This is a genomic window from Bacillus daqingensis, from assembly GCF_042654445.1.
Taxonomy (GTDB): domain Bacteria; phylum Bacillota; class Bacilli; order Bacillales; family Salisediminibacteriaceae; genus Alkalicoccus; species Alkalicoccus luteus.
Map to the genome: position 1 here is coordinate 402644 of NZ_JBHSGK010000013.1, position 14983 is coordinate 417626.

General features: G+C 50.6%; 13 protein-coding genes and 1 other annotated feature. Of the genes, 4 read left to right on the forward strand and 9 right to left on the reverse strand.

Translation table 11 applies throughout. The annotated features are described in order from the left end of the window. Positions 1-139: 139 nt before the first annotated feature. Genes tpx through sppA form a run of 3 tightly spaced genes read right to left on the reverse strand, consistent with a single transcriptional unit; the run spans position 140 to position 2237 of the window. The gene (gene tpx, locus ACFO4L_RS13225) at positions 140-631 is read right to left on the reverse strand and encodes a thiol peroxidase (RefSeq protein WP_377910147.1); all 492 of its coding nucleotides are present in this window, start codon (positions 629-631) and stop codon (positions 140-142) included. A gap of 42 nt (positions 632-673) precedes the next feature. Beyond that, positions 674-1237 (reverse strand): RDD family protein, encoded by a 564-nt coding sequence (locus ACFO4L_RS13230; RefSeq protein ID WP_377910148.1) that lies wholly within the window; start codon positions 1235-1237, stop codon positions 674-676. Between the two features lie 10 nt (positions 1238-1247). Then, positions 1248-2237: a signal peptide peptidase SppA gene (sppA, locus tag ACFO4L_RS13235; protein ID WP_377910149.1), complete on the reverse strand. Its 990-nt coding sequence runs from the start codon at positions 2235-2237 to the stop codon at positions 1248-1250. A 110-nt stretch (positions 2238-2347) separates the two neighbouring features. Between sppA and ACFO4L_RS13240 the strand changes: the two genes are divergently transcribed. Further along, on the forward strand, positions 2348-3145 hold the full coding sequence (locus tag ACFO4L_RS13240) for an NAD kinase (RefSeq protein WP_377910150.1): 798 nt from the start codon (positions 2348-2350) through the stop codon (positions 3143-3145). A 33-nt stretch (positions 3146-3178) separates the two neighbouring features. On the opposite strand, the gene ACFO4L_RS13245 is transcribed toward ACFO4L_RS13240, so the two are convergent. From ACFO4L_RS13245 to ACFO4L_RS13265, 5 genes are all read right to left on the reverse strand, one after another. Further along, complete coding sequence (locus ACFO4L_RS13245) at positions 3179-4774, reverse strand: amidohydrolase (protein WP_377910151.1); 1596 nt, start codon at positions 4772-4774, stop codon at positions 3179-3181. 253 nt (positions 4775-5027) lie between these two features. Next, positions 5028-6239, reverse strand: a complete 1212-nt coding sequence (gene thiI / locus ACFO4L_RS13250) for a tRNA uracil 4-sulfurtransferase ThiI (RefSeq protein WP_377910152.1) — start codon at positions 6237-6239, stop codon at positions 5028-5030. After that, positions 6236-7384 (reverse strand): cysteine desulfurase family protein, encoded by a 1149-nt coding sequence (locus ACFO4L_RS13255; RefSeq protein ID WP_377910153.1) that lies wholly within the window; start codon positions 7382-7384, stop codon positions 6236-6238. The genes thiI and ACFO4L_RS13255 overlap by 4 nt, the downstream gene beginning before the upstream one ends. Positions 7385-7721: 337 nt before the next feature. Then, on the reverse strand, positions 7722-8123 hold the full coding sequence (locus tag ACFO4L_RS13260; protein WP_377910154.1) for a hypothetical protein: 402 nt from the start codon (positions 8121-8123) through the stop codon (positions 7722-7724). 181 nt (positions 8124-8304) lie between these two features. Next, positions 8305-10017, reverse strand: a complete 1713-nt coding sequence (locus ACFO4L_RS13265) for a septation ring formation regulator EzrA (protein WP_377910155.1) — start codon at positions 10015-10017, stop codon at positions 8305-8307. Positions 10018-10269: 252 nt separating this feature from the next. Here ACFO4L_RS13265 and hisJ point away from each other — a divergent pair, with 252 nt between their 5' ends. The 3 genes from hisJ (at position 10270) to rpsD (ending at position 12669) form a co-directional block, all read left to right on the forward strand. Then, positions 10270-11097: a histidinol-phosphatase HisJ gene (hisJ, locus tag ACFO4L_RS13270; RefSeq protein WP_377910156.1), complete on the forward strand. Its 828-nt coding sequence runs from the start codon at positions 10270-10272 to the stop codon at positions 11095-11097. A gap of 54 nt (positions 11098-11151) precedes the next feature. After that, entirely contained in the window at positions 11152-11631 is a 480-nt protein-coding gene (locus ACFO4L_RS13275) for a GAF domain-containing protein (protein ID WP_377910157.1), read from the forward strand. Between the two features lie 435 nt (positions 11632-12066). Beyond that, on the forward strand, positions 12067-12669 hold the full coding sequence (gene rpsD / locus ACFO4L_RS13280; RefSeq protein WP_377910158.1) for a 30S ribosomal protein S4: 603 nt from the start codon (positions 12067-12069) through the stop codon (positions 12667-12669). A gap of 696 nt (positions 12670-13365) precedes the next feature. Here rpsD and tyrS read toward each other — a convergent pair. Beyond that, positions 13366-14640 (reverse strand): tyrosine--tRNA ligase, encoded by a 1275-nt coding sequence (tyrS, locus tag ACFO4L_RS13285; RefSeq protein ID WP_377910159.1) that lies wholly within the window; start codon positions 14638-14640, stop codon positions 13366-13368. A gap of 55 nt (positions 14641-14695) precedes the next feature. Then, positions 14696-14907 (reverse strand) — a binding site (T-box leader). Positions 14908-14983 lie beyond the last annotated feature (76 nt).

Consider the following 14983-nt stretch of genomic DNA (forward strand, 5'->3'; position numbering starts at 1 on the left):
AAACGCCTTCTTTCACGATGCTGCTGTTATACAGCAGCTTTCAAAGTTCAACAGCATGCGGCGTAACAGAACGGAGCTGACCCGGCATCTGCCGGTCAGCTCCGTTCTTTCCGTATCCTGTTTCATCTGGCTTCATGCCTTAATCGGCTTGCTTCAATGCTTCGATTGCTTTGTCGTACTCCGGGTGTCCGCTCACTTCTCCAACAATTTCGCTGTACACAATCGTTCCAGAGCTGTCTACAACAAATACCGCTCTCGACAATAAGCGGAGCTCTTCGATCACGAGACCGTAAGCTGTACCGAAATCGAGCGTTTTGTGGTCTGAATAAATGTGAGCACCCTCAAGTCCGGCGTTTGCACACCAGCGGCGCTGGGCAAAAGGCAAGTCTGCACTGATCGTCCAAATTTCAGCGTTCTCCACTGCAGCTGCTTCTTCATTGAAGGTGCGCGTCTGCTTATCACATGTGCTCGTATCAATTGACGGAACAACACTGATGAGCGTTTTCGTTCCGGCTTCGAACGTCACCTCCGATAAATCCGTTCCGAGCACGGTAAAGGAAGGGGCTTTCTCCCCTGTCTGCGGCTGTGCTCCGCTGAGGGTAACTGGTTTTTCTTTGAACGTAATTCCCATCGGTATCCATCCTCTCATTCATTCGTTTACGAATTTACTGTATCATACGCCTGGGGAACTTTCCAATTGCTGCGGTCTGTCTTCCCTGCGTTCTGGTACCGTTACAGTGGCACGCTTCTCCATAACAACTACCGTATCACCAAGAAAATCGTGGATCCCACGCTTCTTCGGGTGAAACGCAACAACGAGATACAAAGCATTTGTTACAATCAAAAACCGGTGTAAAAACCGCCCGACAAATTCGCGGAACAGCACATCCATCCATGATATCTCTTCATGTCGGAAGGAAACGACGCGCAGGCCGAAAAGCTGTTTGCCGAGCGTCCGCCCCGTATATTTCGTGAGCAGGATGAAATACAAAAAGGTCACCAGTCCGGATAAGATGCCGCTCACACTGAACGTGAGAATAGTTACGTCGGTTCCTGTAACTGCAAAATACAGTCCAGTTACAGCTGCGCTTGCAGAGAACGTGACGAGAATGTCGACCGTATACGCCCAGAGACGAATCCAGAAACCGGCCTGCATGTATTCTGCAGCAGGAGCGTAAGGGACGGCGTGTGGTTCTTCTGCCTGCACTGTTTCTGTTGCTTCTGTATGTTCATTCATCTTGCTCACCTCAGTTCGTATAAAGATACAGGAGTCTGCCGCCCTGATTTTGATGGAGCCATTCTGTCAGCTGATTCAGCTGACGCTGTTCAAACAATGAATCCATCGTAAGTCCGAAAAAGGACCCGAATCCAAAACCTTGTTCATATTCAACCACATCTGTATCACGGCCGAGGTCTTCTTTCATATCCTCAATCACGTCTTCGAGATTTCCGAGATCATCAATTAGGCCATTTTCCACTGCCTGGTTTCCGGTGAAAATTCGGCCGTCTGCTAATTCCTCTACTTCTGAGCGGCTCAAATCACGTCCGCCTTCAATAACATCAAGAAACTGCTCGTAAGCGTCATCTACAATTGACTGCAGAATTTCCTCATCCTCATCTGTCATTTCACGAGTCGCTGACATGATATCTTTGAATTCTCCGCTTTTGATCGTCTGATCACTGATCCCGAGCTCGTCTGCAAGCTCCGCAAAGTTGATCGACTGCATAATGACTCCAAGTGAGCCGGTAATCGTCTGGCCGTTTGCGTAAATCCGATCGGCAGGAGCAGAAACGTAATACCCGCCGCTTGCTGCCTGACCGCCCATCGACACGTAAATGTCCTTGGCATACTCATCCCGAACTTCGACAATTTTGTCATGTATTTCATCGCTTTCCACAACGCCTCCGCCCGGCGTATCTACTCGCAGAACGATACCGTCCACCGATGCGTCGCGAGCTGCGTGGTCCAGCTGATCGAGTAACAGCTGATGGTTGTACCCTCCGCCAAAGAGAGCGTCGCCTCCAGCCTGAATAATTCCTTCAAGACGGATAACCGCAATTTTCCCGTCATCGGTCCCCTGCTCCACCAGCCGCTCCTGTACCGGTTCATCAGCGAATCCAGGGAATCCGCCGGCAAAATCATCTGTATCTGCCGGAGAGGTGACGAGGCTGACCGCTCCCGATACGGCAATAATAGCTAATACTGCCACAAGGGCAATCCAACGTTTTGCATTCATTATGTACTCCTCCTCTTTCATTGTTTTTCTTCCTTACTGCGCGGTTCTGTCTGTTTTGGTAGAATAAACATGTACGTATCATGACTGGAATCAGAAAGGGTGCTTATGCTATGACTGACCGTAAAAATGTCTATCTGTTTTCCAAAAAAACAGAAGAAATTGAACAAAAAATACTTGAGTTCCGGGAACTTGGACGAAAATACGGATTCAAGCTTGTCGACCACCCGAAAGATGCCAACATCATTGCGAGCTTCGGCGGCGACGGAACGTTTCTGCAGGCGCTTCAAAAAACAGGCTTCCGGGAAGACGCCCTCTATATCGGCATCAACGACGGAGAGTTCGGTTTTTATACCGACTTCAGCATCCACGATCCGGACCGGGTAGAACTCGCGATGCAGTCTGACATGGTGGAGGTGCTGCGCTATCCGACACTGGAAGTTACGACTGACGACGGACAAAAGTTTCACTGCCTTAACGAATTATCCATCCGCTCCAACATTATTAAAACATTTGTCATCGATGTTTACGTGGACGGCCTTTACTTTGAAACCTTCCGCGGAGATGGCCTCCTCGTTTCCACGCCAACAGGAAGCACGGCCTATAACAAGTCCCTCGGGGGCGCAATCGTCGACCCGAAGCTCCCGTCCATGCAGCTGACAGAAATGGCGTCCGTGAACAACAACAGGTACCGCACGCTCGGTTCGCCGCTTGTGATGGGAAAGGAACGGGAGCTTACGCTGAAAATAGTACAGGACGGCAATGATCATCCAATCGTCGGAATCGACAATGAAGCAATGGGAATCCGGCACAGCCACGAGCTTCACGTAAAAGTGTCAAACCGGATCGTCAAAACGCTTCGAATGAAAGACAATCTCTTTTACCATAAAGTCAAACGAAGCTTTCTTTAACCAGATGCCCCGCGCTGCTCAGCAGATGCGGGGTTACTGCTGTTCTGCACATTCCGGATTGCGGTGATAGACAATCGTATCATCCACTACTGTCATCACCGTTTTGACGTGCAGCCACTCATCAGGCTCCAGTAATGAAAGATCCCTGCTCAAGACGGTAAAGTCAGCTCGGTAGCCTGGCTTTACCATCCCCGCTTTATGTTCTTCGGAAACGGCCGCCGCACTCCCTGACGTAAACAGGCGCAGCGCCTCAAAGAGCGTGAGCTTTTGATCAGGAAGCCATCCCTCATGAGCTTCATCGTGGCGCCGGCGCGTAACCGCGGCATGAATACCAAGCAGCGGATCGACCGGTTCGATCGGGGCATCCGAGCCACCCGCACAGATCAATCCGTCCTCGAGCAGCGTTTTCCATGCAAATGAATGAGGGAGCCTGTCTTCCCCCAGCCGGTCCATTACCCATGGAAAATCAGAGGCCGTAAAGCGCGGCTGAATATCGAGCGCCACTTGCAGATTTCTCAGCCGGCTGCGAAGCTCGGGTGTCGTTACCTGCAAATGAATCAAGCGGTCTCGTTTCCCTGCCGGAGGCGGATCGTTCTCAATTGCTGTCACTGCCATCTCCAGCGCCTCATCTCCGATTGTATGCACGGCTACCGGCATTTGCAGCGTCCGTGCCTTTTTCACGATCGCTTCCAGCTGCTGCTGAGTATGTATCGCCACTCCTGATGTGTCCGCATCGGAATAAGGAGCTTTTAAGAGCGCGGTCCGCCCGCCGAGTGCCCCGTCAGCAAACAATTTTATCGATCCCGGCTGCAGAAATTCCGATTCGGGAAAGGAATCCAGCACATCGACAGCTTCATGGTGTACCAGTAAATTGGTCCGGAATTTTCGATGGGGTCCAATTACCTCCCGAAAGACAGAAGCCGTTTCTTCCGGCTTGTTGTAATAAAACAGATCCTCCGTATGTCCACCGGTAAAGCCATGCTGATACAGATCAGCAAGCGCCGTTTCCAGGGCGCGCTTCACATAATTCCGGTCGATCTTAGGTAAATAAGGCTTAATCAATTCCTGTGCCTGGTCGTGTAAATAACCAGTCGGCTCTCCATCGTCCCAGCGTTCGATCCTTCCTCCTGCCGGTGACTGCGTTTCTTTTGAAACACCGGCAAGCTCAAGAGCAGCAGAATTTACCGCCATCGCATGCCTGCACACTCGTGTAATCATGATCGGTTTCGTCGCTGATATTTCGTCCAAAAACAACCTGTCCGGAACCGTCCGGTTTTCATATAAGTTTTCGTTAAAGCCTTCTGCGAGCACCCACTCGCCATCAGGTACTGCCGCAGCCTGCTGCTCGAGCAGTTTTTTCAGCTGATCCAGGCTTGTAACTGACGATACGTCCAGCTTCAGCAGCTTTTCCCCGTGGCCGATCATATGCAGATGGCTGTCGATAAAGCCCGGGTACAAAGCGCCTCCGCGAAGGTCGACTTCTTTATGAATCGATGCCCCAAATTCCGAGCGCAGCGCTTTTTCTGAACCGATCGCTGCAACGATGCCGTTTTCCGTGAAAACAGCCTCCTCCCTTCGCTCTTCTTCTGTCATCGGTACAACTGTTCCTCCAAACCAAAGTGTCCCCATTTCCGCTTTCCTCCTTTACCTTTCTATTATGGCGTTATCGAGCCATCTCCTGCAAGCAGTAGCCTCCTATTTGCACACAGAACAACGGTATACACCTCCAGTTTCCTTACACGGCGACCAACGCCGCTGCAGGTTATCCAAAACCGTTCTGCCCGGCAGGCGGACAGACGACTGGCATGCTTTGGCAGAGCCAGCGCTCCCTATCAAAAAAAGCAGAATCCCTTCTCAAAGATTCTGCCTGCCGCAGCGGACCTTAAAAAAGGTCCTCCAGTTCTTTATCCTGCTTTGTTCTGCCGTCAATCGTCCGGACCTCGGTTCGTTCAACTGCATCCGCTACGATATCATCGATTGCGAGAAAACTTTCATAGTAGGCTACTTTCTCAGCGTTTGGTTTCGTCTTCGGATCAGCCGGAAGAAAAATCGTGCAGCAGTCCTCAAAAGGACGAATCGATATATCGTATGTGCCGACCTCCCGGGCTTTTTCAGTGATCTCCAGTTTATCTTGTGTGATCAGCGGCCTGAGAACCGGCATCGACGTCACCTGATTGATCGCATACATGCTGTCTAACGTTTGGCTTGCCACTTGACCAAGGCTTTCCCCGCTGATCAGCGCCTTGATGTCCTCAGCATTCGCCAGCTGTTCCGCCATTCGCAGCATAAAGCGCCTCATCACGGTGATCTCTACATTATCCGGCACCTGCTGATGTATCGCCAGCTGTGCTTCTGTAAATGGGACCACGTGCAGCTTCACCGGTCCCCCATACTCAGAAAGGACAGCTGCAAGGTCCTCCACCTTCTGCTTAGCCTGAGGGCTTGTGTATGGCGGACTGTGAAAATGGATAGCTTCAAGCGTTACTCCCCGCTTCATCGCTTCAAAACCAGCAACCGGACTGTCTATTCCACCCGACAGAAGCAAAAGGGCACGACCGCCGGTTCCAGTCGGCAGTCCGCCTGCTCCCTTGTATTTTTCCCCAGTGATTGACGTCCCTTCCTGGCGAATTTCCACGAACAGCTCCACATCCGGATGGTGCACGTCTACGGCCAGCTCAGAAAATTGCTGCAGCACATACTTGCCGATCACCTGGTTCATTTCCTGAGAACCGGTTGGGAATTTTTTATCAATTCGCCGGCATGACACCTTAAACGTACGTTTCCCCTGGTTAACAGCGGATGAAATCGCGGCTGCCGCTCCCTCTTTTATATCGGCTTCGATGTTGGCCGTTCGAACGACGGGACTGACAGAGGAAATGCCGAAAACGTGGCGCAGGGCTTCCAGTACCTTTGCTCCATCCTCTCCGTTCAGCTCCACATAAAGCCTCCCAAACGTTCTTGATGTTGCTGCTTGCGGAAAACGGTGCTGCAGCAGCTGTTGAATGGTTTTTTCCAGGCGCCGTTCGAATTTTTTCCGGTTACGCCCTTTTATCGCAAGCTCCGCATAGCGGATCAGTATCGCATCTTCGTTCATGTTCCTGCTCCTTTCGCTGCCGCCACTTGAGGGACGGTCTGCTCCCAGGCCTCAATGAAAGAATGGACCTCAGCTGCAGCAGTCAGTCCGGACAGCGAAATCCGCACTGCACTTTCTGCTACAGCCTGATCGGCTCCCATCTCTTTAAGGACGCTGCTTTCGTTCGATATTTTTGACGAGCAAGCGCTTGTCGTAGAAATATAGATATCCTTTTCTTCAAGCGCATGAACGATCGTTTCTGCCATCCTTCCCGGACAGGAAACGTTTAATATATGCGGTGCCCGTTCCGCAGGTGAGTTGATGACTACTTCCGGTCGTGAAGCAAAAAATGCTTCGAGCTGCACGTTCAGCTCCCGCATATGAGCAGCGTGTTCCACCTGGTTTTCCACGGCGAGGCGAAGTGCTTTTACAGCGGCTGCTGCTCCAGCTGGATTCTCCGTCCCTGCTCGTGCACCAGCTTCCTGTCCTCCTCCGAACAAGAGCGGCATGATGTGCCTTGTATCACGGTAAAGCAATAATCCTGTACCTTTTAAGCCGTGTATTTTATGCGCCGAGAGTGACAGAGAGTCTGCCCCGCTCTGTTGAAATGACACTGGAATCTTTCCGATTGCCTGAACAGCATCGACATGAAAATGAACAGTTGGATATTGCTTCAGCATTCGTCCGACTGCCTCAATCGGCATGATCGCACCTGTTTCATTATTGACATGCATCAAACTGACGAGAATGGTATCCTTCCGAAGCGCCTTCTCTATAGATGAGACGGTTACTTCTCCATTCGTATGAGGAGGAACACGCGTCACCTCAAAGCCCTGCCGTTCCAGGTAAGCTGCTGATTCTAAAATGGACGGATGCTCCAGCGAGGAAATGACGAGATGCTTGCCTCTGCTTTGTCTTGCATATGCCGTCCCCTGCACGGCCAGGTTATTTGATTCCGTTGCACCGGATGTAAAGACGACGTGCTGTTGTTTTGCCTCCAGAAATTCCCCTGCTTTGGCACGTGCTTTCTCAAGCAGAGCTGCTGCGTGTCCGCCGAGCTTATGAAGCGAAGATGGGTTGCCAAAGTAGCTGGTGGACGCTCGCGTGAACGTCTCAACTACTTCTTCGTGCGGCATAGTCGTGGCGCTGTTATCCAAATAAATCATGATTGCTGATGCCCCCCCCCGTGCGTTTATTCACCGGAAAATCCTATCATACATAGACCCGCTTTTCCAGCCCCACTTTTTACCCAGCGAGCCAGGCGTCAGACACATGCCCGCTGGTATTTCGATGAATAAGCAGCAGGCTTCCCATTCTCCTTCCAAGCAAAAAAACGAGCCGTTTGGCTCGTTTCCAGCATGTTGATAACGTTTTATGAATGACTGCTGTCTGCGGACATTTGCTTTCCGGAGGGAACGGGATCGGCTTCCTTCGTGGTGTCCACCGGATCTTCGCCTCGTTTTCGAATTCGACGCTTCGGTGAAGGGATGCCGGTGCACTTGACTACTCGTCTATTGCTTCTAATTCCTCGAGGAAAGCAAGCAGGTCATCGATTGACATTCGCTGATCAGGCGCGGCTTCACGGATGTCCTCAACTTCAAGCCCTTGATCCTTAATCTTCTCAATCAGCTGCTCCGGTACGTCTTCGAGCTCTGTCTTTTCTAAATCTTCGCTTTCTTCTTCAACTGCTGCAGGCGGCTCATCAGCTGGATCTGGTTCTGCTGCTGCAGCTGGTTCATCATCCGGCTGCTGCGCATAAAAGTCTACCAATTCCTGTTCTTCCTCTGAAAGAGCTGTTTCAGTCTGATCGGATCCGCTTGGTTCAAATACGGTCATCAATAGCACGCCCCAGACCGCCGCACAGACTGCCCCAGTAGCACCGATTATCAACCATTCCTTCTTCACGCTGCTTCAGTCCTTCCGCCTCACATGATATTGGTACTATTATACCCCTTATCGGCACAAATTCAACTACAGTGAACGTTTTGTATGAAATTAGCAGCTGGAAATACGTATAAGCTGTCCGAGAATAAGAGACAATTTCAAAGCCAGACAACGGGATCTCCCCCGCTGTCTGGCTCTGCAGTCAGGCGTTGCCTGCTTTACTGTTCCATTCTGTCGACGTGCCATTTACTTTGTCCAGTACCTGCTTGTCGACTTTTTCGACGCCTTTTACCGAAAGCTCAACTGCTTCCTCATAATGGCCCTGGCGAAACCGGTCTTCTGCTTGAAGCAGCAGAATTTGAACCTCGTCATGCTTCGTGCGGTAACGGTTGCCGTATTGAATTACCCGCTCAGCAAGCTCCCCATCTGCAACCATTTTATCAACCATCGCCGCAGCTTTATCAATTTCAGAAGCTGCCTCTGACACCGCACGGCGCACGTCCTCCATGACAAGCGGCGCCTCTTCCAGCTGGGCTTCTGCCTGCGAAAGCTGTTTCTCCGCTTCCAGCAGCTGATTCTTTGTCAGATCCGGCACTCTTGGCAGGGAGCAGCGGTCGACCCGGCGTTTAATTCCCCGAAGGTAGCGCCTCTTTTCCGCAACCGTTTCGACTGCCTTCAGCTCATCCTCGCGAAGATGCCCAAGGTTTACCTTCATATCTTCCAGCGCTGCTTCCACTTCAGCAATATCGGCATCAAGCTCCTTCAGCCTGACTTGAATAGCAGAAAAAGACTGATTGCGCTCTTCTTTTGAAGCTTCGAGTACGCGAAAAGCGGAGACAAGCTCTTTCCACTTCTTTTCGCTTGCGGCAAGCTCTGCTTCTTCCTTTTCCGACAGCTGATAGCTGAGCCTGACAGTTTCCAGCTCTTCTTTCATCGCTTCAATCAGCTGACCTGCCTGCTCGAGCTTTGCCGCTGTTTCCGGCAACGCGGTTTCTGCATCCTGGCGCGCAACGGCTTCTTCTTCCAGTTTGCCGTAAATATGCTGAAGATCCTGCTCCACTTCATCCAACAGCAGCGATGAACTGGCGACATCGAGCTCCTCCAGTGCTTCTTCTGCATTGGCACACTTTGCTTCCAGATCTTTTTGAAGCGGCTCCAGATCCAGCAGTTCAACCGGATAGCCCTGCTCCTTCATTTCTGCTATGCCGTCCCCAAGCTCGCGCAGCTGAGCGGGAACGTCACGTTTTACTTTCAGCTGCAGCGCTGGCAGCTCATCGATCAGTTTATTGATGCGGTCCAGTGCTTCCCGGACACCCTGGAGTGTTTCTCTAGCCTGAAAATAGTTGCCCTCTTCCGTCTGCACATGGAACACGGAGAAGTTCCCGTGGGCTGCCTCAAGCTCGCTGTCAATCCGTTCAGCGGCAGTGCCAAGCGAGCCCCGATGGACCCAAAGCTTCTTTTTCGTTTCCTGATAGTATTCTTCTACACGTTGAATATCATGCCGGTTCTGTTCTTCACTATGTACAAGCTCGTGCACTTCATGAATCAGATCGTTAATATGTGCTTCAATCGCGGAAAGCGCCTCTTCCACCACGCCTATCAGCTGACGGGCTCTGCCGAAGCGGTACCGGTTAGCTGCTTCTTCGATATCAAAAAGCTTTTCTTCAATGTCTGGAAGCTGAACGGTTACAATCTCGTCCCATTCGCGCCGCCATTCATTGAACCGCTCTTCGGTCTCCCCGGAGAGTTTCAGTCCTTTCATCTTAGACAGCTCTTCGGTTACGGGCCGGTTCATCAGCTCCACTTTCCGTCCGCCTAGCCGGTCCACGTCTTTGAAAATGTTCCTGCGTGCCAGTGCCCCATAAATAATACCTGCAAGGAGCAGGGCAATTACTGCATAAATTACATAGCTCATCAGAACCCTCCTTCGCCAGCCTGCTGCTTTAAAAACGTCCTGGACAGCAGTAAATATGTATATAGTCGTGCTATAATAAATGAATTGAAAAGCTTTCTTTTCCTATCTTATCATGACAGACAAGGTTTGGAATAACTTATTCCATAATTTCTTTCAATTAATCTCCCTTTTTTATCCTTTTTACACGGAAAGTTGCTTCAATGCGAACAGCTGTCCGCAGCTGCATGCTATTTAATGAGAGGATGTTCCTGCTTGCACATTAAACACGACGCTCATATACACACTCCTTTTTGCCCGCACGGATCTGCGGATACGATGAACGACTATGCAGAAGCCGCTCTCCGGGCGGGACTTCATGAAATTACTTTCACCGAACATGCGCCGCTTCCTGACGGCTTTGTTGACCCGGTTCCGCACCAGGACAGCAGTATGAAGGCCGCTGATCTGTCTCGTTACTTCGAAGCATGCCAAAAAATGAAACAGGAGTATGCCGGGCATCTGATCATACGGACAGGGCTTGAAGTCGATTATATCGATGGCTGGGAGAACGAAACGAAACGCTTCCTCGATCAGGCTGGACCATCCCTGGATGATGCGATTTTGTCGGTGCATTTCTTGCGCACAGACTCTGGCTACGTCTGTATGGATTACCATGAGGATACATTTGCAGAGCTGATCAAAGTCTGCGGCTCACTGGAAGAAGTGTATCAGCTGTATTATAAAACGGTTCTTGCTTCCGCCTCTGCTGATTTAGGAAAGTGGAAGCCGGATCGGCTGGGCCATATTACGCTCGTACGTAAATTCCAGAAACAGTTTCCGCGAAGCTTTGACGACAGCCCCTGGATTCAGGCAGTCATCGATACAGCGGCAGAAAAAGAGCTGGCGCTTGATGTTAATACGGCCGGTCTTTATAAGCCTCTATGCGAAGAGCACTACCCGCCTGAAGAAGCACTCAAACACGCTCTCGCAAAGGGCGTCCGGCTCGTTTACGGCTCTGATGCGCATAAAAGCAGTCAAGTCGGTGCATCCCGCGCTGCTGTAGACGCATTTTTTACCGAGCAGAGCCCTTTCCACCTCTGATGAGGCTGTGCTATAATGCTCGTCATATACTTTATCTAAAAAGGATGATGACCCATGTTTGAAGCTGTTACCACTTCCGGCACTCTTGAAGAGCAGTATTCGATGCTGTCCCGTCAGCTGGATGCACTCCTTGAGGGGGAGACGGATGTTACCGCGAATCTGAGTAATGCCTCTGCTCTACTCAATCAGTTCCTGAATGATGTCAACTGGGTCGGCTTTTACCTTTGGAAAAACGACGAATTAATTCTTGGACCATTCCAGGGACTCCCGGCGTGTGTGCACATCGCCTACGGCAAAGGGGTTTGCGGCACGGCAGTCAGTGAGCAGAAAACGCAGCGGATCGAAGATGTTCACGCTTTTCCCGGCCACATCGCATGTGACGCTGCTTCCAACTCCGAAATTGTTGTTCCATTATTTAAGGACGGAGAGATTTTCGGCGTGCTCGATATTGACAGTCCTTCTAAAGCCCGTTTTACTGAAACAGATCAGCAGGGCATTGAAGCCTTCGCAGCCGTTCTGGAAAAGCATTTGTAGGAAATAGTAAGAGCGCTCCCTGTCAGATAAACGCGGTGTCACGCTTCTTCAGGCAGCTGGCAATTAGGCAAAGGATCCGGCACAGCCGGGTCTTTTTTGTTTGCAGCCAGCACCATCATCGAAGAACCCGGCCCTGGCTGATTCTGAGACGTACGCCTCTGTCTGCTGGTGAAAAGCGCAGAGCTCTTTTAGGATACTCCTAATTATCCGCAGTAAACTATTGACACAACGGAAGCTTCATTATACACTGTACGTTGTGCAAATAAGACAGCCTGCGTAAACGGCTTTCAGTTCATTTCATTCCCGCGGAACGTCGAGGGGTATTGTGTAACCTCTAGCTGTCGAGGCGAAGATACCTAAAATGAAATGTCTGGGACTCGAGATTACGACCTGTTTATTTCACGAATTCTTTTCAATAAAAAGGAGGAGCTATTTATGGCTCGATACACAGGACCAAGCTGGAAGCTTTCCCGTCGTCTCGGAATCTCTCTGAGCGGCACAGGAAAAGAGCTTCAAAAGCGCCCATACGGACCAGGCCAGCACGGCCCGAATTCCCGTAGAAAAGTAACAGAATACGGACTTCAGCTTCAGGAGAAGCAGAAGCTGCGCCACATGTACGGCATGAACGAGCGTCAGTTCCACAAGCTCTTTGAAATTGCCGGCAAGCGTGAAGGAATCCACGGTGAGAACTTCATGATTCTTCTTGAATCCCGCCTGGACAACCTTGTTTACCGCTTAGGCCTTGCACGTACTCGCCGTGCAGCACGTCAGCTCGTCAACCACGGTCACGTGACTGTTGATGGCCAGCGTGTCGATATCCCATCCTACCGCGTAGCACCTGGTCAGAAGATCTCTCTTCGTGAGCGTTCCATGAACCTGGATGCAGTAAAGGATGCGTTGGAAGTAAACGACTTCGTTCCATCTTACCTTGAGTTTGATGAAGACAAGCGCGAAGGTACGTTCACTCGTCTGCCGGAGCGTTCTGAGCTTCCTGCAGAAATCAATGAACAGCTGATCGTTGAGTGGTATTCCCGTTAATAGCCTCAACATCTCGACCCGGACCACTGCGTCCGGGTCTTTTTTATCGTTTCGCGTCACAGCTTCAGCTGATTTGCGTGTTTTAACGGCTGATTCCGAATGACCACAATAAACAGCTCTTCTCTTTGAAGCAAAGAAGCCCTCTCTGCATCGAGACGGCTTCTTTCAGAGTGTGGATATAGTCATTTCAGGTGAATAAGATGGCATCTGCCTGTATCTGCGGACCCTCGCTTTCCGGAGGGAACGGGCTCAGCTAACCGCTTCTTCCTTTCGTCAGAAGCGCTGGATCTTCGCCTCGTTCTGATCCTCTCGGAGTCGAAGTCCTTCGATGTCGGCAGCTGGCAGTGCGTTTCACGTGCCTGGTTAGGCCTGCACGATCGGCTTCCATTCAGGATAGAACCTTCCGGATGAGACGTTTCCATGTTGAACAGGGGAATCAGTTCTTTATCGAATTCATGATAAACGTAAAAAAGCAGTCGCACCTTCCTGTTGTGACGTTATTCTCCAACAAGCAGAGCCGTTTTCTTGATGTGCCCGGCGGAGGCGCAACAAGCAGTCTGAATATAGCTGAAGGCAAGCCCGCGGCAGGCTCTGTAAGCATAGGGGAAATACAACCAAACGAATACACATGTAAATTGAAAGACTTTTTCAAAAGCCTGAAAGAAGCCGTCTCTGCATCGAGACGGCTTCTTTCGTTTACATCCATTTAATAAGAAAGAACTTTTTCTTGCCGCGCCGGATGATCGTAAAGCTGTCTTCCAGCTTCTCTTCTGATTCGACTACTTTGTCGAGATCCTGGCAGCGTTCCCCGTTAATCGAAATCGCCCCGTTTTTAATATCTTCCCGCGCCTGACGCTTCGATGGCGCAATACCGGCTTCAATCAGAAGATCAACGAGCGGCATGCTTTCCGCTTGAATATCAGCGGACGGCACATCCTTAAAGCCTTGAAGGACCTCGTCTTTCGTAAGCTCCTTCAAGCTTCCGCCGCCGAAGAGAGCATGTGTAATGTTCTGTGCCTGGCTGAGTGCTGCCGCACCATGCACAAACGTCGTAAGCTCTTCTGCAAGACGTTTTTGGGCAGCCCGCTCATGCGGCCGCTCTTCCACTTCTTTTTTCAGCTCATCGATTTCGTCGGCGGTTAAGAAAGTGAAGTAATGAAGAAACTTAATGACATCAGAATCCTCCGTATTCAGCAGGAACTGGTAAAATTCATACGGAGATGTTTTATCGGCATCGAGCCAAATAGCTCCGCCCTCTGTTTTACCGAATTTCTTACCGTCCGCTTTCGTGACAAGTGGAATCGTAAACCCAAAGACTGCCTCACGCTCTTCTTCTTCCCTGCCGTACATTCTGCGAATCAGCTCAAGACCTGCAGTGATGTTCCCCCACTGATCGCTTCCGCCGATCTGCAGCTTGACGCCGTGTTCCTTATAAAGATGGTAAAAATCAAGCGACTGCAGAATCTGGTACGTGAATTCGGTAAAAGAGATACCGCTCTGAATCCGTGTTTCAACAGATTCCTTCGCAAGCATGTAGTTCACGCCGAAGTGTTTACCGGTATCACGAAGAAAATCGATGATGCTCATTTGTCCGATCCAGTCATAGTTGTTCATTAATTCCGCAGCGTTATCGCCTTCAAAGTCCAGAAAACGCATCAGCTGACCTTTAATTTTGTCACTGAACTCCTCTACAACGCTCTGCTCGTTTAACGTCCGTTCCACACTTTTACCGCTTGGATCTCCAATAAGACCGGTCGCTCCTCCAACGAGCGGATATGGCTTGTGTCCAGCGAGCTGGAACCTTCTCAGTGTGATAATCGTCAGCAGGTGCCCGATATGGAGACTGTCACCCGTCGGATCAAATCCGCAGTACAGCTTTACCTGCTCCTTATCCAGCAGCTCCTTCAATCCTTCTTCATTCGTCATCTGGTTCACAAGTCCGCGATGCTGTAAATCTTCCAGTAGTGTCATTGACCGTTCCTCCTTCATTATTAGGCGCGCACAAAAAAGCCCCCTGCCGAAATCAGCAAGGGACGTATAGAATAACGCGGTACCACCCATGTTGAAGAGCGCGCAGCTCTCCCACTCTTCCCTGATAACGCCGGGACAGCGCCTCTCATTTCTGAAAGGCCACTCCAAGACCGTAATTCACCGGATGGATCTGCACCGGTTCCCAGCACCACCGGCTCTCTGAAGCAGACGTTCCTTCCCGCTACTTTATCTCTTCTTTGTGGAAATCTTCACGTTGACTTTCCTATTAATAGCACAGTCAAAAAACCAAGTCAAGAGACTCCTGTATGTAATTAAGGCTTGC